Below are 15,316 nucleotides of genomic sequence, written 5' to 3'. Positions count from 1 at the left end.
CCACCGGGGGTCCACGTCCCGCGCCAGCTTGCGCAGAGAAGGCAACGCGGGGGCGCCACCCACCCGGCCCAGCGCGGCCACCGCCACCGGCGTCGCCCGACGAGCCACCGCATCCTCCAGGGCCGCGAGCACCGCCCCGCGACAGCTCCCCGCGAGCACGCCCAGCGCCCGCGTCGCCGCGCCCGCCGTCACCGAGTCCCTCAGCAAGTCGACCAGGGGGCCCGCCGCTTCCGATGAGCGCGTGCGCCCCAACGCCCGCACCACCACGCCGCGCAAGTCGTCCTCCGCCCACTCCAGCAGCGCGCACAGCGGCGTGACGGACGTCGCATCCACCAGGTCCACCAGCGCCTCGGCCGCCGCGGCCCTCGCGGGCGCGGACAGGTCCGACATCGCCGCGAGCAACGTGCGCCCACCCTCCGCGCCCAGCCGTCCCAGCGTGCTCAGCACGTCCCGCAGCAAGCGGTCCTCGCGCGCCGCTTCGGCCACGGGCACGGCCAGGGACGCCTCGCCCAGCGCGGCCACCGCCAGCAGCGCGCCCGCGCGCACCGTCACGTCCTCCGACTCAAGCGCCTGCGCCAGCCGAGCCACCGCGTCCGGCAACCGCCGCAGCGCCGCGCGGATGACGGCCTCCAACTCGCAGCGCCGCGCGGGCTCCACGAGCGACGCCTGCGTGCCCAGTGCCGCCAGCGCGGCCTCGCGCACCGAACGGGTGGCCGACTCCAGCCCCAGGCACAGCCGCTCCGTGGCCGCCACCTGCGGAATGAGGCCCAGCGCGCGGAAGGCACTGCGCCGCAGCCGCGCGTCGTCCAGCAGCGCCACGACCACCGGCAGCGGCGGCGGACGGCGCAGCAGCACCAGTCCCTCCAGCGCGGACAGGCGCAAGAGCGGCTCCGGGTCCCCCAGCAGTCGCTCCAGCGCGCGAGCGCCGTGCTCACTGCCCACGCGGCCCAGCGCCTCCGACACGGCCACGCGCACGTTCAGGTCCGGGTCCTCCAGTGCCTGGACCAGCGGCGCCTCCGCCACGTGAAGTCCGAGCTGCCCGAGGATGTCCGCCGCGAACTTGCGCTGGTCCGGGTCCGCGTGTCCCAGCAGCTTCACCAGGGGCCTCAGGGCTGGAAGGCCCAGTCCCACGAGCGCCTCGGCCGCCGCGTTGCGAGCCCCCGTCTCACCGCGCTCGCCCAGGACCCCCACGAGACGGAGGGCCACGTCCTCGGGCGCGGCCAACCGCTGGAGCCCCTCCGCCGCCGCGTGGCGCACGCGCCAGCTCTCGTCGTGCAGCCCCGTGAGGAGCACGTCCAGGATGCCCTCGCCACGCGGGTCCAACTCCTGGAGCGCGCGGTAGCGCTCCTCCTCCGCGGGAAAGACGGGCAGGTGGCTCATGAGGCGAGGACCCGGTCGGAGCCTTCCTGCGCATAGAACCAGATGGCGTAGATGCCCAGGCAGGTGCCCAGCGGGAAGTTGAACAGCCCGACGATTCCCAACACCAGCGCGAGCACCCGCGACCATCCGCGCCGCGTCAACAAGCCGATGCCGGCGATGACGCCCGGCAGGCCGAAGGCCAGGACGCACGCGCTGATGCCGCCGCCGAAGAGCCAGTAGCTCGCGCGGTCCTCGGCCAGCGACGACTCGCTCACCATCATCGCCCCGGCGAACGCGAAGAAGACGGCCAGGCCGACGCCCACGAGCACCGTCAGCGCGTTGATGGCGATGAACGCGATGCCCAGGATGCGGCGGTGGTTGTCCAAGTCACTGCGCTGCAGGTCCATCGTCACCCTCCTCACTTCGACGGGCGCACCGCTTCGCGCTCCAGCTCCATGCGCAGCAACGCCTTCAAATCGAGCAGCAACCGCAAGCGGTCCGGTGGGCCGCACACGCCCACCACGAAGGGCGAGCGCCCCGACACCCTCAGCGCGGGCGCGGGCTTGATGTCCCCCCGGCGAACCCGCAGCACCTCGGCCACCCGCTCCACACGCACCGCCACCCGCCGCGCGCCCAGTCGACACACCAGGAGCCGTGCCTTGCGCGACTGCACCGAAGGTTGTCCCTGGAGCCTGAAGCGCAGATCCACCACGGGAAGGATGACGCCCCGCAGGTGGAGCACGCCCTCCACGAACGAAGGGGCATGCGGAATGGGCGTCACGCGCTGGAGCGGCAGCACTTCTTCCACCCGCTGGATATCCAGCACGTACTCCTCTTCACCCACGAAGAAGGCGCACAGCTGAACCACGGTGTCCGACTGCTCACCGGGCGCATCCGGTGCCCCCGAGGGGTGGCGCGCCAACAGGTTGACCGAGTCCTTCATGGCGTCAGTGCCTGTTCCGGGTCCAGCAGGATGTACAGCGAGGGCCCGCGTCGACCGATGCCCACGACACAGTCCTTGTCTCCCAGGCGCAGGCCGGGCGGCGGCGGCTCCAGCATGGAGGGCTTGAGCTTCACCACGCCGGACACGCTGTCCACCCACACCCCCGCCGGCCCCGTCTCCGTGCGCAACACGAGGACGCGCGCATCCCGGGGCGGCGCGGGCGCATCCGGCCCCGCGACCAGGGGCACACGCTCCGTCAGCCCCAACCGGACCTTGATGTCGTACGCGGGCAGCAGCTCTCCGCGCAGGTTCATCACCCCGAGCAGGTGGGGCTCCGCCCTGGGAATCTCCGTCAGCGGGGGCACCTTGGAGATTTCGCGCACGAGGCGGATGGGCACCGCGTACGACTCTCCCTCCAGCAGGAAGGACAGGTACTCCTCCGGGACTTCCTCGGGCGTGGAGGAGGCGACGCCGTCACTGCCGGCGGCGAAGTCCTGCAGGCCGCTGACGTCCTCGTCCGGACGGAAGAAGAAGTCGTCGAGCAGTTCGGCGAACCGGGACACAGTGGGTGAGGATAGCAGCCGGCCAAGGCGAGCGTCAGGCCCGCCTTCGCTCCAGGGCCAGTCCCTCTTCCAGCAGGTCCGCCACGTCCAGCACCAGCACCGGACGCCGGTTGCCCAGGTCCGTGGCGCCGGAGATGCCCCGGACGGACTGCAACCTGCCGCCCAGGGGCTTGGTGACGATGTCCTGCTGGCCGTGCAACTCGTCCACGGCGATGCCCAGCCGCTCCTGCGCCAGCCCCACCACCACCACGAAGTAGCGGCTCACCGGGCGCTCCGGCAGGCCGAACAGCCGTGACAGCCGCACGAAGGGCAGCGTCTGCCCTCGCACGTCCAGCACCTCGCGCCGCTCCAGGGTGCGGATTTCCCGGGGCTGGACGGAGAGGATTTCCAGCACGCTGTTCAACGGCACCGCGTACGTACGGGCGCTCACCCCCACCACCAGCGCGCGGATGATGGCGAGCGTGACGGGCAGCGTCAGGTGGAAGGCCGTGCCCTTCCCGCGCTCGCTCCACACGTCGATGATGCCGGAGAGGTTGCCCAGGTTGTTCTTCACCACGTCCAGGCCCACGCCCCGGCCGGACAGCTCGGACACGCTGCGCGCGGTGGAGAAGCCGGGCAGGAAGATGAGGTTGAGCAGCTCCCTGCGGCCCATCTCTTCCGCCTGGGCGAAGGTGATGAGGCCCCGCGTCAGCGCCACCTCGCGCACGCGCAGCTCGTCGATGCCCGCCCCGTCGTCACTCACCTCGATGACGACGTGGTTGCCCTTCTGCTCGGCCCGCAGCGCCACCACCGCGCGCCGGGGCTTGCCCGCCGCCAGCCGCATGTCCGGAGACTCGACGCCATGGTCGATGGCGTTGCGGATGAGGTGCATCAGCGGGTCGCTCAGCTCCTCGACGATGAGCTTGTCCAGCTCCACCTCGCCGCCGCCGATGACGAAGTCGATTTCCTTGCCCGCCTCGCGGGTGATGCGGCGCACCAGCCGGGCCAGCTTGTCGAACACCTGACCCACCGGCACCATGCGCGCTTCCAGCAGGCCCTCCTGCAAGGCCTCCAGCTTGCGCTCCAGGCCCCGCGTCTCGCGCGCCAGCTCCTGGCCAAACAGCTTCGACAGGGGCACCACGCCCTCCTGCCGCGCCGACTCCGCGAGCCGCTGGAGGCTGGCCTTGATGAGCAGCAGCTCGCCCACCATGTTGATGAGGCCATCCAGCTTGCCGATGTCCACCCGCACCGTCTGCGTCAACGAGCGCAGCGACGGCTCCGTCGCGACGGGAGGCGCCGCCACGGGCGTCACCGCGCGGCCAGGCGCACGCCCTCCCGGCCCCTGCAGATACGTCACCAGCGAAGGGCCCGACGCTCCCGCAGCCTCCGCGCTCCCCCCGGTCTCCCCCAGCTCCGTGTCGGGGTCCGGGTCCGTGAAGGGGTGCGACGCTCCATCTTCCATCGCGCCGCGCGCGCCCTGCTTCGTCCCGCCTGTCTTCACGGGAGACGCGCCCCCGACGGAGGCCGCGGGCGCGGAGGCGACGCCGATGGCCCCCAGGACGATGGCGGGCGACTCGGTGGCACGAACCAGCGCCTCGGCGGAGCGGGTCGTCGCGCTGGGCGCCGCGGGCCGCACGGCGAGCGGTGACAGCTCCGCGGGCGTGCCCTTCAGCCCCGACTCCAGCTCCGTCCTGGAGACCTGGGCGCCAAAGATGAGGTCGAAGGCGATGCCATGCGCGCCGCCCGGCTGGGCCGAGGGCAGCGTGCTGATGACCTCTCCCAGGGGCTTGAGGCGCGTGTTCAGGTCCGCCAGGCCCTTGTCGAAGTCGGACAGGTCGAACGCGGCGCGCACGCGCCACAGCGCCACGCCCCGGCGCACATTCTCCCGGAGCCGGTGCTCCTCGTACTCGGTGAAGACGGAGCGCACCTGCGCCTCCAGCTCCAGCCGCTCCAGCGGGTCCTCGTCCTGCGCGACGGACACCTCGCCCAGCTGCCCCAGCCGCTCCGCCATGCCATCCGCGCGACGGGTGAGGCCATCCGACTCCGTGCCCCGCGCCGTCTCCGCCAGCAGCGCCTGGAAGGCGTCCAGCGCTTCAATCAGCGTGTCGAGCACCGCGTCGTTCAAGTGCAGCTTGCCCAGCCGCAGCCTGTCCAGCAGGTCCTCCGTGCCATGCGCCAGCCGGGAGATGCGCTCCTGACCGAACAGCCCCGCCAGCCCCTTGAGCGAGTGCGCCGCGCGGAAGATGCCGTTGACGCGCTCGGGGTCAGCCTCCTGGCCGCGCCGCTCGTCCAGCACGAGCAGGTCCTTGCCCAGCGCCTCCAGAATCTCGGTCGCCTCGGCCACGAACTCGGCCAGCGCCTTGCTCGGAGGACTCACGGCAGCTTCAGGTACCGGCGCAGAAGCCCTTCCAGGCTCCCCGGTTGGAACGGCTTGACCAGGTACTCCGCGGCGCCCAACGCCATGCCCCTGTCGCGGTCCTGGTCGCGCCCCTCGGTGGTGATGATGAAGAGCGGGACGTCGCGGTAGTTGGGGTTCTTCTTGACGAAGTTGATGAGCTCAAGCCCGTTGATGTCGGGCATGTTGATGTCGGTGATGATGAGGTCGAAGCGGTGGCGCGGCAGCAGCTTCAGGGCCTCGAAGCCGCTCGAGGTGACGACGGCCTCGATGCCCTCCACGGCCTCCACGGTCGACGCGATGTACTCGCGCGACGCCTTGGAGTCCTCGACAATCAGCACCTTGACACGCATGTGCGCACGCCCCGGACGGTCCCCCATGCTAACAGAAGCCCTGCCCGGTCGCTGTGCTTCAGCCCTTCCTGCCTGGTAGGAGCCGGACGAGCGCCTTGTCCATCAGGAGGGCCACCCGTCCGCCCTTGAACGCTGGGACGAAGCCCTTCTGGAAACCCTCCACCCGGGCCGCGTCATCCACCGAACCTCCGGCGGGAATCTCCAGCGCCACCGACGCCACCTTGGCCCGGCTGAGCACCGTGCCCGCCCCGGCGAGCGCCTCCTGGAGTCCCTCCGCGTCGAGCTGACGACGGGCCCCCAGGCCGACGACGAAGATGCGCGGCACCTCCAGCTTCCCGTCCGAGGGAAGCAGGAGCCAGTCATCCTTCGCGCCGGAGAAGAAGCCGCCCTTGAGCACCCGCGACAGCACGCCACACAGGCGCCAGTCCACGTAGCCCGCGGTGGCCGGCAGGGGCCGGTCGTCCTCGGCCACGAACAGACACAGGGCGTCCACGCCGCCAAGCGAGTCCAGCCCTTCCATCCCGATGTCGTGCGTCGTCGTCTGGCTCACGGCGCGTCCCTTCTTCCGCTCGAGGCTCCGGCAGCTCAGGCCTTGTTCAGCGCCACGGCGACACGGTCCAACAGGCCGTTGACGAAGGCGCTGGACTCCTCCGTCCCGAAGTTCTTCCCCAGCTCCACCGCCTCGTTGATGGTCACCTTGCGAGGGATGTCCGGACGGTACTTCAGCTCGAAGATGCCCACGCGCAGGACGTTGCGGTCGATGCGCGACATGCGGTCCAGCCGCCAGTTGTGGCTGTGTGACTCGATGAGCCGGTCGATTTCCGCGCGGTGGGCCTGCACGCCCTCCACCAGCTCGCGGGCGAACTTCACCGCGTCCGGCTCGCGCTTCTCCTCGTCCGACGCCGTCCAGGCCGACTCCAGGGCGTCATTCACGGACGCGCCCGCCGCCATCTCCAACTGGTAGAGCGCCTGCAACGCCCGCTCACGTCCCGTTCTGCGCGCGCCCATGACTACCCCTTCCTCGACGCGTCGAGCGTGGCCAGCTTGCCGTACAGGTTCACCATCTCGATGCACGCCAGCGTGGCCTCGGAGCCCTTGTTGCCCGCCTTCACGCCGGCCCGGTCGATGGCCTGCTCCACCGTGTCACACGTGAGCACGCCGAACGTGACGGCCGCCGGGGGGCTTGCCGCCGCGGCGCTGAAGGCCACCGCGCCAATGCCCTTGGCGCACTCGCCCGCGACGTAGTCGAAGTGAGGCGTGCCACCCCGGATGACGGCGCCCAGGACGATGACTCCCGCGTACTGACGCGACTCCGCGACGCGGCGCACCAGCCCGGGCAGCTCATAGGTGCCGGGGCAGCGGTACACGTCCACGTCCGCGTCGGCCACGCCGTGACGCACCAGGGTGTCGACAGCGCCCTTGGCCAGCTCCTCGGTGATGAAGCCGTTGAAGCGGGCGACGCAGATGGCGAAGCGGCCCTTGGGGGGGAGGAAATCACCTTCGATGTAGCGAGGCATGCGGGGCTTCCTACACCACCCAGGCTCCGGCGTCGCCTGCTACGGCGTCCCGAAGCCCGCCGCCCGGACGGCCGCCTCGGACACCCCTCCCGGGCCTGGAGCGCCCGCCTGCCCCCTCTGGAGCAGGTACAGGCGCGCCACGTACTTCCCAATGGGGTCCGCCTCCAGGTTGACCCGGGCGCCCACCTTCTTGGCCCGCAGGGTGGTGCGCTCCTGCGTCTCCGGAATCAGCTGGACGCTGAAGCGGTCCACGCCCACGGTGTTGACGGTGAGACTGATGCCGTCGATGGCCACCGAGCCCTTTTCGATGAAGTACGGCGCCAGCGCCTCCGGCAGCCCGAAGACCATCACCCACGAGCCGCCCTCCGGGTAGGTCTCCAGCACCGTGCTGACGCCGTCCACGTGCCCGGAGACCAGGTGCCCGCCCAGCCGGTCCCCCAGCGCCAGGGCCCGCTCCAGGTTGACGCGGTCTCCCGGCCGCACGGCGTCCAGCGTGGTGCGCCGCAGCGTCTCCGGCGCGGCCTGCACGCGGAAGGCTTCGCCCGTGCGCTCCACCACCGTGAGGCAGGCGCCATCCACGGCGATGGACTCGCCCAGCGCGAAGTCCCGCGCGCCCAGCGACGTGCGAATCCACAAGTCCGTCATCCCGCCCGGAATGACGCGCTCCACCCCGCCGATGTCCTGAATGAGCCCGGTGAACATGACGGGGCTTATAACGGACCCGCCGTCGCGACGCCCACGGACAACCGGGGCCCCCGGCGTGTCCTCCATTCAACGGCCCCTTTACCGGGCCTCATGCATGAGGCCTCGGGCGGAGGCTCGGAGGGGGCCTACAGCAGCGCCTGGAGCAGGATGTCCTGCCCGTGCTGCTCGAAGGTGAGGTCCTTGACGGAGAGGGCCTGGGTCATCTCCTTCACGCCCAGGTCGCCCGCCCAGGACATGCCCTGGCGGCCCAGCAGCTTGGGGGCGAGGAACAGGGCCAGCTCGTCCGCCAGGTGCTCGCGCAGGAAGCTGCCGTACATCTCCGCCCCTCCCTCCACGAGCACGTGGTTGAGGCCGGACTTGCCCAGCCGCCGCAGCAGGGCCTTCAGGTCCACCCGGTCGCCCTTCTTGCGCAGCTGCCACACCTCCACGCCCTGGGCCAGGAAGCGCTTCGCCTTGCGCCCCTCCGGGTCCTCCAGCGTGGCGATGATGGTGCGCGCGGGGCTCTTCTGGGTGAAGACGGTGTAGCCGGGCGACAGGCGCAGGTGGCTGTCCACCACGACGCGCAGCGGGTCCTTGCCCTTGCCGCCGGGCAGCCGCGTGGTGAGCTTGGGGTCGTCGTGGCGCACGGTGTTCGCGCCCACGAGGATGACGTCCACGTTGTCGCGCAGCCGGTGCACCCACTCGCGCGCCTTCTCGCCCGTCACCCAGCGCGAGTCCCCCGTGGCCGTGGCCAGCTTGCCGTCCAGCGTCGCCGCGGCCTTCAGCGTCACCCAGGGCATGCCCGTGCGGATGGACTTGAAGAAGGGCCGGTTGAGCTTGTCGGCCTCCTCCTGCAGCACGCCCGTGACGACCTTCACCCCGGCGCGGCGCATCCGGGCCACGCCCTTGCCGCTCACCTTGGGGTTCGGGTCCGAGGAGCCGGTGAAGACGCGGCGCACCCCGGCCTCGATGATGGCCAGGCTGCACGGCGGCGTGCGGCCGTAGTGGTCGCACGGCTCCAGCGTGGAGTAGAGGTCCGCGCCCCTCGCGCGGGAGCCGGCGGCCTCCAGCGCCACCACCTCCGCGTGCGCGGTGCCCGCCTTCTTGTGGTAGCCGCGAGCGATGATGCGGCCGCCCTTCACCAGGACGGCGCCCACCACCGGATTGGGGCTGGTGCGGCCCAGGCCCTTGGCGGCTTCCTCCAGGGCGATGCGCATGAAGAACTCGGCCACGGCGCGGTCGAAGTCCGCCGCCCGTTTCGCCCGGGGCGCCCTGGTGGCTTCCAACCTGGCCCGCGTGAGCAGCCGCATGGTGTGTCCCCTCAGCTCCCCCGGCCCGGCGCGAGGGGCGGCTTCGCCTTGCGCTCGCGCTCCTGGTCCTCGAGCAGGTCCTTCAGCTCATGCATGAACTCGGAGATGTCCCGGAAGCTCCGGTACACGGACGCGAAGCGCACGTAGGCCACCTCGTCCATTTCCTGGAGCCGGCGCATGACCTCCTCGCCGATGACGGACGAGTTGATCTCCTTCTCGCCCATGCCCTGCAGCAGCCGTTCAATGGCCACCACCGTCTCCTCGAGCTGATCCACGGACACCGGCCGCTTCTCACACGCCTTCTTCAGCCCGGAGACGATCTTCTCACGGTCGAACGCCTCGCGCCGGCCGTCCTTCTTCACGATGAGCGGGTAGAGCTCCTCCACCCGCTCATACGTCGTGAAGCGGCGCTTGCAGGCCAGACACTCGCGGCGCCGCCGGATGACGGAGCCCTCGTGCGACTCGCGAGAGTCGATGACCTTGTTTTCGGCATCCTGGCAGAACGGGCAGCGCATGGAGACGGAGCGAGGCTCCTGGTCCCTTCGATTACTTGAGCCGCGAGGCGTACAGGGGGAAGCCCTGCGCGAGTTCCTTCACCTGTCCGCGAATGCGGGCCAGCGCCGCGTCGTCCTGGGCCGAGTCCAGCGCGGCGCCAATGAGCTTGCCCACCGTGGCCATCTGCGCCTCGCGCATGCCGCGCGTGGTGATGGCCGGAGTGCCCACCCGGACGCCCGACGTCACCATCGGCTTCTCCGGGTCGAACGGAATCATGTTCTTGTTCACGGTGATGCCCGCCTTGTCGAGCACCGCCTCGGCAACCTTGCCCGTGAGATTCTTGGGCCGCAGGTCCACCAGCATCAGGTGGTTGTCGGTGCCGCCAGAGGTCAGCCGCAGCCCGGCGGACTTCAACGCCTCCGCCAGCGCCTGCGCGTTGGAGACAATCTGGCGCTGGTACGTCTTGTACTCGGGCGTCAGCGCCTCGCGGAAGGCCACCGCCTTGCCGGCGATGACGTGCATCAGCGGACCGCCCTGGATGCCGGGGAAGATCTGGCTGTTGATGGACTTGGCGTAGGGCTCGCGGCCCATGACCAGGCCCCCGCGAGGACCGCGCAGCGTCTTGTGCGTGGTGCTGGTGACGATGTCCGCGAAGGGCACCGGCGAGGGGTGCACGCCCGCGGCGACCAGGCCCGCGATGTGCGCCATGTCCACCATCATCGCCGCGCCGACCTCGTCGGCGACCTCGCGGAACTTCGCGAAGTCCAGCGTGCGCGGATAGGCGCTGGCGCCCACGACGATGACCTTGGGCTTGTGCTCGCGCGCCAGGGACTGCACCTGCGCGAAGTCGATGGTCTCCGTCTCGCGCGTCAGGCCGTAGTGGACGACCTTGTAGAGCTTGCCGGAGAAGTTGAACGTGGCGCCGTGCGTGAGGTGGCCGCCGGAGTTCAAATCCAGCGACAGCATGGTGTCGCCCGGCTTCATCAGCGCCATGTACGCGCCCATGTTCGCCTGGCTGCCGGAGTGCGCCTGCACGTTGACGAAGTCCGCGCCGAACAGCTGCTTCGCGCGGTCGATGGCGAGGTTCTCCACCACGTCCACCACCTCGCAACCGCCGTAGTAGCGCTTGCCGGGGTAGCCCTCCGCGTACTTGTTGGTGAGCACGGAGCCCACCGCCTCCATGACAGCGGGGCTGACGAAGTTCTCGGAGGCGATCAGCTCCAGACCATCTTCCTGGCGCTGCGTCTCGTCGTGGACGGCCCGGAAAATCTCGGGGTCCACGTCGGCCAGAGTGCGGGTGTTCTCCATGGCGGCTTTCCTCTCGACAACGGGTACCGCGACGGCCACTAGCCCTGGGACTCGGCCTCGCGAATCATCTGCACGCGCCGCTCGTGGCGACCGCCCTCGAACGCGGTGCCGAGGAACGCCTCCAGGATGGCCCGGCCCACGCCGGAGCCCACCACGCGCTGGCCCAGGCACAGCACGTTGGCGTCATTGTGGGCCCGCGCCATGCGCGCCTCGAACTCCGTGGTGCACAGGGCCGCTCGGATGCCCCGGTGCTTGTTGGCGACGATGCTCATGCCAATGCCGGTGCCACACACCAGCACGCCCAGGGTGGCCTCACCGGACGTCACCGCCCGGGACACCCGGGCCGCGAAGTCCGGGTAGTCCACAGAGTCCCGCGCGAACGGGCCCACATCCTCGTGGGCCACGCCGCGCTCCTTGAGCGCCGCCACCAGTTCCTGGCGGAGCTCCAGGCCCGCGTGGTCCGAAGCAAGAATGACTTTCACGCGGGTCTCCTTCGGCCACCTAGAAGCGCTTGAACAGCAGCACCGCGTTGGTGCCACCGAATCCAAACGAGTTGCTCATCACCGCGTCCACCTTGGCCTCGCGGGCCGCGTTGGGCACGTAGTCCAGATCACACTCCGGATCCGGGCTCGTCTGGTTGATGGTGGGCGGCAGGATGTTGCGCGACAGCGCCAGCGCGCTCACCACGCCCTCGTATCCACCCGCCGCGCCGAGCATGTGGCCCGTCATGGACTTGGTCGACGACACCGCCACCTTGCGGGCGTGGTCCCCGAACACGGCCTTGATGGCCTTCGTCTCGTTCGCGTCGTTGAAGGGAGTGGAGGTGCCGTGGGCGTTGATGTAGCCCACCTGCTCCGGGTTCATCCCCGCCGACTGGAGCGCCAGCCGCATGCAGCGCGCCGCACCCTCGCCTTCCGGCGCCGGCTGCGTCACGTGGTACGCATCCGAGTTGGCGCCATAGCCCACCAGCTCCGCGAGAATCCTGGCACCGCGCTTCTTCGCGGCCTCCAGCTCCTCGAGGATGAGCATGCCCGCGCCCTCGCCCATGACGAAGCCGTCACGGTCCTTGTCGAACGGGCGGCTGGCCGCGGCCGGGTCATCATTGCGCGTGGACAGCGCCTTCATCACCGAGAAGCCACCCAGCCCCAGTGGGGTGATGGCCGCCTCGGCGCCGCCGGCGATGGCCGCGTCCGTTTCGCCCAGCTTGATGGACTTCCAGGCCTCGCCAATGGCGTGGGCGCTGGTGGCACAAGCGGACACCGGAGCCCAGTTGGGCCCCTTGCAGTTGTAGCGCATGGAGATGAGGCCAGGCGCCATGTTGACGATCATCTGGATGATGAAGAAGGGCGACAGCCGGTCAAACCCCTTCTCCAGGCCCTTGCGGTGCTGCTCCTCCAGGGAGGAGATGCCGCCAATGCCCGAACCCACGATGACGCCCACCCGCTCTGGCGTGTAGCCATGCGGCACGTCCGGGCCCACGGGAAGCCCCGACTCCTCCACCGCCATCGCCGCCGCGGCCATGGCGTACTGCGCGTAGAGGTCCATTCGGCGCACTTCGCGCCTGTCGATGAACTTCTCCGGCTCGAAGTCCTTCACCTCGCCGGCGATTCGCGTGTCGATCTTCTTGGGGTCGAAGCGCGTGACGAGGGAAATGCCTGAAGTGCCGGCAAGCAACGCCTGCCAGTTCTTCTCGGTTCCTGTACCCAGTGCCGAGATGAGCCCGGTACCGGTGATGACGACTCGACGGTGTGACACGGTCCTCTCCGGTGGCGCCTGGGACGCCGGGGACGCCGCGCTGGACGCGGCGTCTCCCCGCCCCCCGGCACGCCGTGGTGCTGCCTACTTCTTGTGGGTGGTGATGTAGTTGATGGCGTCGCCGACGGTCTTGATGTTCTCGGCCTCCTCGTCGGGGATCTCGACCTCGAACTCCTCTTCCATCGCCATCACGAGCTCCACGATGTCGAGGCTGTCGGCGCCAAGGTCCTCGATGAAGGAAGACTCGGGCTTGATCTCATCCTCTCCCACCCCGAGCTGATCGGCGATGATGCCCTTGACCTTGGTCTCAATTGCGGACGTCGACATAAGTGCTGAACCCTCCAGGAACCAGATGTAGGCCCGGAAGGCTTCCCGAGCCCTGTCGAAAGCCGGCGCGGTATATCCCACGCACGCCGGCAATCCAACCTTGGGTTACATGTACATGCCGCCGTTGACCTTCAGGACCTCGCCGGTGATGTAGGACGAAGCGTCACCTGAGAGGAAGAGAACGGCCTGGGCCACCTCCTCCGGGTTGCCCAGTCGTCCCAGCGGGATGCCCTCCGTCATCTTCTGGCGCAGGTCGTCATTCAGGTGGGCCGTCATGTCCGTCCCGATGAAACCCGGGGAGACGGCATTGACGCGGATGCCTCGGCTGGAAAGCTCTCGGGCCACCGTCTTCGTCAGACCGATGAGTCCTGCCTTTGCCGCCGAGTAGGCCGCCTGTCCGGGATTGCCCATATCCCCCACGACGGAGGTGATGTTCACGATGGCACCGCCCCGCTGCTTCATCATGGGACGGCTGGCCGCGCGGATGAGGGCGAAAGGCCCCCGCAGGTTGGTGTCCAGCTGCTTGTCCCAGTCCTCGTCCTTCACCCGCATGACCAGGCCGTCCACCGCCATGCCGGCGTTGTTGACGAGCACGTCCAGCCGGCCGTGGGCCTTGACGATGCCCTCCACGGCGCTCGTGCAGGCGGCGGTGTCGGACACGTCGAAGCGCAGCGACTCCGCCTTCGCGCCCTCGGCGGTGAGCAGGCCCACCGTCTCCTGGGCCGCCGCCTCGTTGCCCGCATAGCTGATGATGACCGTGGAGGCGCCCGCCTTCGCGAAGGCCACCGCGCACGCCCGGCCGATGCCGCGCGAGCCACCCGTCACCAACACCACCTTGTCCTTGAAGCTCATGCGCTCACCCCAGCGCCGCGAGGACCTTCTCGAGGCTCGCGGCATCTTCCACGTTGAAGAGTTCGATGTCCTTGGTGATGCGCTTGATGAGGCCGCACAGCACCTTGCCCGGGCCCAGCTCCACCACGCGCGTGACGCCCTCGGCCTTCAGCGCCTCCACGCATTCAATCCACCGCACCGGCGCGCTCACCTGCTCCAGGAGCAGCGGAATCACGCGGGCCACGTCCGAGTTGGGCCGCGCCTCCACGTTCGTCACCACCGGCACCGACGGCGCCACCAGCCTCACGCCGCCCAGCACCGCCGCCAGCTTCGGCTTCACCGGCTCCATCAGCGCGCAGTGGAAGGGCGCGGACACCGGCAGCGGCATCACCCGCTTGGCCCCGGCCTCCTTGCACTTCACGCCCGCGCGCTCCACCGCCGCGGCGTCGCCGGCAATCACCGTCTGCTCGGGCGAGTTGTAGTTGGCCGGAGACACCACCTGGCCCTCCGCCGCCGCCTCACAGGCCGCCTTCACCTTCGCCGGCTCCAGGCCCAGAATCGCGGCCATGGCGCCCACGCCCGCGGGCACCGCCTCCTGCATGAAGCCGCCGCGCGCGCGCACCGCCCTCGCCGCGTCACCCAGCGACATGGCGCCCGCGGCCACCAGCGCGGAGTACTCGCCCAGCGAGTGGCCCGCGACGAACGAAGCCACCGGGCCCCGCGTCGAGAAGACGGCGTGCGCCGCCACCGACACCGTGAGGATGGCCGGCTGCGTGTTGGCCGTGAGCTTCAGCGCATCTTCTGGCCCCTCGAAGCAGAGCTTGGAGAGCTTCTCTCCGAGCGCGTCGTCCGCGGCCTCGAAGACGGCGCGGGCCTCGGGGAACTTCTCGAAGAGGTCCTTGCCCATCCCCACGGCCTGACTGCCCTGCCCGGGGAACACGAATGCGACCTTCGCCATGTGCGGTCTCTGCCTCCTGAAACGTCCAGTCCCGTTGCCCGACTACCAGCGCACCACCGCGCTGCCCCACGTCATGCCCGCGCCAATCGCCATCATCGCGATGACGTCTCCGGGCCGGAGTCTTCCGGCGCGGTGGGCCTCGTCCAACGTCATGGGCAGGGACGCGGACGACGTGTTGCCGTACTTGTGCAGGTTCAGCCAGCACTTGTCGCGGGGAATCTCCAGCCGCTCCAGCGCCGCGTCCAGGATGCGGACATTGGCCTGGTGCGCGATGACGTGGTCCACCCCCCGCGCCGTCAACCCGTGAGAGGCCAGCGCACCCCGCGTGGAATCCACGAGCGCGCGCACCGCGAAGCGGAACACCTCCCGGCCCTTCATCTTCAGCGTGTGGAGGTGGGCCCGCAGCCCCTCCTCCGTCATCGGCGTGCGCGAGCCGCCGCCTGGAATGGTGAGCGCGTCCGCGAGCGTCCCGTCGGTGAACAGATGGGTGGAGAGGATGCCCCGCCCCTCCTTCTCCGAGGGCGCCAGCACCATGGCCC

19 protein-coding genes are annotated in these 15,316 nt (G+C 70.0%); all 19 read right to left on the bottom strand.

Annotation, left to right across the window (positions count from 1 at the left end):
- A partial coding sequence (locus tag HR086_RS35140) for a HEAT repeat domain-containing protein (RefSeq protein WP_174467811.1) occupies positions 1-1,380 on the bottom strand: 1,380 nt, incomplete at its 3' end.
- Complete coding sequence (locus HR086_RS35135; protein WP_174467810.1) at positions 1,377-1,766, bottom strand: hypothetical protein; 390 nt, start codon at positions 1,764-1,766, stop codon at positions 1,377-1,379. The genes HR086_RS35135 and HR086_RS35140, both read right to left, overlap by 4 nt.
- Before the next feature lie 11 nt (positions 1,767-1,777).
- Positions 1,778-2,302, bottom strand: coding sequence for a chemotaxis protein CheW (locus HR086_RS35130; protein WP_141644347.1), 525 nt, complete (start codon positions 2,300-2,302; stop codon positions 1,778-1,780).
- Complete coding sequence (locus HR086_RS35125) at positions 2,299-2,865, bottom strand: chemotaxis protein CheW (RefSeq protein ID WP_141644348.1); 567 nt, start codon at positions 2,863-2,865, stop codon at positions 2,299-2,301. Before HR086_RS35125 ends, HR086_RS35130 begins: the two co-directional genes overlap by 4 nt.
- 34 nt (positions 2,866-2,899) lie before the next feature.
- The gene (locus tag HR086_RS35120; protein ID WP_174467809.1) at positions 2,900-5,221 is read right to left on the bottom strand and encodes a chemotaxis protein CheA; all 2,322 of its coding nucleotides are present in this window, start codon (positions 5,219-5,221) and stop codon (positions 2,900-2,902) included.
- Positions 5,218-5,592 carry a response regulator gene (locus tag HR086_RS35115; RefSeq protein WP_141644350.1) on the bottom strand — a complete coding sequence of 125 codons (375 nt, stop codon included), beginning with the start codon at positions 5,590-5,592 and terminating at the stop codon, positions 5,218-5,220. Before HR086_RS35115 ends, HR086_RS35120 begins: the two co-directional genes overlap by 4 nt.
- Positions 5,593-5,650: 58 nt before the next feature.
- Positions 5,651-6,142 (bottom strand): M17 family peptidase N-terminal domain-containing protein, encoded by a 492-nt coding sequence (locus HR086_RS35110; RefSeq protein ID WP_174458878.1) that lies wholly within the window; start codon positions 6,140-6,142, stop codon positions 5,651-5,653.
- 35 nt (positions 6,143-6,177) lie between these two features.
- On the bottom strand, positions 6,178-6,600 hold the full coding sequence (gene nusB, locus HR086_RS35105) for a transcription antitermination factor NusB (RefSeq protein ID WP_141644352.1): 423 nt from the start codon (positions 6,598-6,600) through the stop codon (positions 6,178-6,180).
- A 2-nt stretch (positions 6,601-6,602) separates the two neighbouring features.
- Positions 6,603-7,109, bottom strand: a complete 507-nt coding sequence (gene ribH, locus HR086_RS35100) for a 6,7-dimethyl-8-ribityllumazine synthase (RefSeq protein ID WP_141644353.1) — start codon at positions 7,107-7,109, stop codon at positions 6,603-6,605.
- A gap of 39 nt (positions 7,110-7,148) precedes the next feature.
- The gene (locus HR086_RS35095) at positions 7,149-7,811 is read right to left on the bottom strand and encodes a riboflavin synthase (RefSeq protein WP_141644354.1); all 663 of its coding nucleotides are present in this window, start codon (positions 7,809-7,811) and stop codon (positions 7,149-7,151) included.
- A 128-nt stretch (positions 7,812-7,939) separates the two neighbouring features.
- Positions 7,940-9,103: a bifunctional diaminohydroxyphosphoribosylaminopyrimidine deaminase/5-amino-6-(5-phosphoribosylamino)uracil reductase RibD gene (ribD, locus tag HR086_RS35090; RefSeq protein ID WP_141644355.1), complete on the bottom strand. Its 1,164-nt coding sequence runs from the start codon at positions 9,101-9,103 to the stop codon at positions 7,940-7,942.
- 11 nt (positions 9,104-9,114) lie between these two features.
- Positions 9,115-9,618, bottom strand: a complete 504-nt coding sequence (nrdR, locus tag HR086_RS35085) for a transcriptional regulator NrdR (protein ID WP_141644356.1) — start codon at positions 9,616-9,618, stop codon at positions 9,115-9,117.
- A 31-nt stretch (positions 9,619-9,649) separates the two neighbouring features.
- The gene (glyA, locus tag HR086_RS35080) at positions 9,650-10,906 is read right to left on the bottom strand and encodes a serine hydroxymethyltransferase (protein ID WP_174458879.1); all 1,257 of its coding nucleotides are present in this window, start codon (positions 10,904-10,906) and stop codon (positions 9,650-9,652) included.
- A gap of 38 nt (positions 10,907-10,944) precedes the next feature.
- Positions 10,945-11,388, bottom strand: coding sequence for a ribose 5-phosphate isomerase B (gene rpiB / locus HR086_RS35075; RefSeq protein WP_141644358.1), 444 nt, complete (start codon positions 11,386-11,388; stop codon positions 10,945-10,947).
- Positions 11,389-11,407: 19 nt separating this feature from the next.
- A complete protein-coding gene (gene fabF / locus HR086_RS35070) occupies positions 11,408-12,661 on the bottom strand; it encodes a beta-ketoacyl-ACP synthase II (RefSeq protein ID WP_141644359.1) in 1,254 nt (417 codons plus the stop codon).
- An 84-nt stretch (positions 12,662-12,745) separates the two neighbouring features.
- Positions 12,746-12,988: an acyl carrier protein gene (gene acpP / locus HR086_RS35065; protein WP_141644375.1), complete on the bottom strand. Its 243-nt coding sequence runs from the start codon at positions 12,986-12,988 to the stop codon at positions 12,746-12,748.
- A gap of 105 nt (positions 12,989-13,093) precedes the next feature.
- A complete protein-coding gene (fabG, locus tag HR086_RS35060) occupies positions 13,094-13,840 on the bottom strand; it encodes a 3-oxoacyl-[acyl-carrier-protein] reductase (RefSeq protein ID WP_141644360.1) in 747 nt (248 codons plus the stop codon).
- 4 nt (positions 13,841-13,844) lie between these two features.
- Positions 13,845-14,777: an ACP S-malonyltransferase gene (gene fabD / locus HR086_RS35055; protein ID WP_174458880.1), complete on the bottom strand. Its 933-nt coding sequence runs from the start codon at positions 14,775-14,777 to the stop codon at positions 13,845-13,847.
- 42 nt (positions 14,778-14,819) lie between these two features.
- On the bottom strand, positions 14,820-15,316 hold a 497-nt coding region (locus HR086_RS35050), incomplete at its 5' end, for a 3-oxoacyl-ACP synthase III family protein (protein WP_305794108.1).

Source organism: Myxococcus sp. CA039A (genome assembly GCF_013336645.1).
Taxonomy (GTDB): domain Bacteria; phylum Myxococcota; class Myxococcia; order Myxococcales; family Myxococcaceae; genus Myxococcus; species Myxococcus llanfairpwllgwyngyllgogerychwyrndrobwllllantysiliogogogochensis.
Note: the sequence above shows the minus strand (reverse complement) of the source record. Positions and strands in the feature narration are given on the sequence as shown.

Bases quoted from the DNA above. Each gene is read 5' to 3' on its own strand.
- HR086_RS35135 (WP_174467810.1), bottom strand. From the start codon at position 1,766: ATGGACCTGCAGCGCAGTGACTTGGACAACCACCGCCGCATCCTGGGC.
- HR086_RS35130 (WP_141644347.1), bottom strand. From the start codon at position 2,302: ATGAAGGACTCGGTCAACCTGTTGGCGCGCCACCCCTCGGGGGCACCG.
- HR086_RS35115 (WP_141644350.1), bottom strand. From the start codon at position 5,592: ATGCGTGTCAAGGTGCTGATTGTCGAGGACTCCAAGGCGTCGCGCGAG.
- nusB (WP_141644352.1), bottom strand. From the start codon at position 6,600: ATGGGCGCGCGCAGAACGGGACGTGAGCGGGCGTTGCAGGCGCTCTAC.
- ribH (WP_141644353.1), bottom strand. From the start codon at position 7,109: ATGCCTCGCTACATCGAAGGTGATTTCCTCCCCCCCAAGGGCCGCTTC.
- HR086_RS35095 (WP_141644354.1), bottom strand. From the start codon at position 7,811: ATGTTCACCGGGCTCATTCAGGACATCGGCGGGGTGGAGCGCGTCATT.
- ribD (WP_141644355.1), bottom strand. From the start codon at position 9,103: ATGCGGCTGCTCACGCGGGCCAGGTTGGAAGCCACCAGGGCGCCCCGG.
- nrdR (WP_141644356.1), bottom strand. From the start codon at position 9,618: ATGCGCTGCCCGTTCTGCCAGGATGCCGAAAACAAGGTCATCGACTCT.
- glyA (WP_174458879.1), bottom strand. From the start codon at position 10,906: ATGGAGAACACCCGCACTCTGGCCGACGTGGACCCCGAGATTTTCCGG.
- acpP (WP_141644375.1), bottom strand. From the start codon at position 12,988: ATGTCGACGTCCGCAATTGAGACCAAGGTCAAGGGCATCATCGCCGAT.
- fabG (WP_141644360.1), bottom strand. From the start codon at position 13,840: ATGAGCTTCAAGGACAAGGTGGTGTTGGTGACGGGTGGCTCGCGCGGC.
- fabD (WP_174458880.1), bottom strand. From the start codon at position 14,777: ATGGCGAAGGTCGCATTCGTGTTCCCCGGGCAGGGCAGTCAGGCCGTG.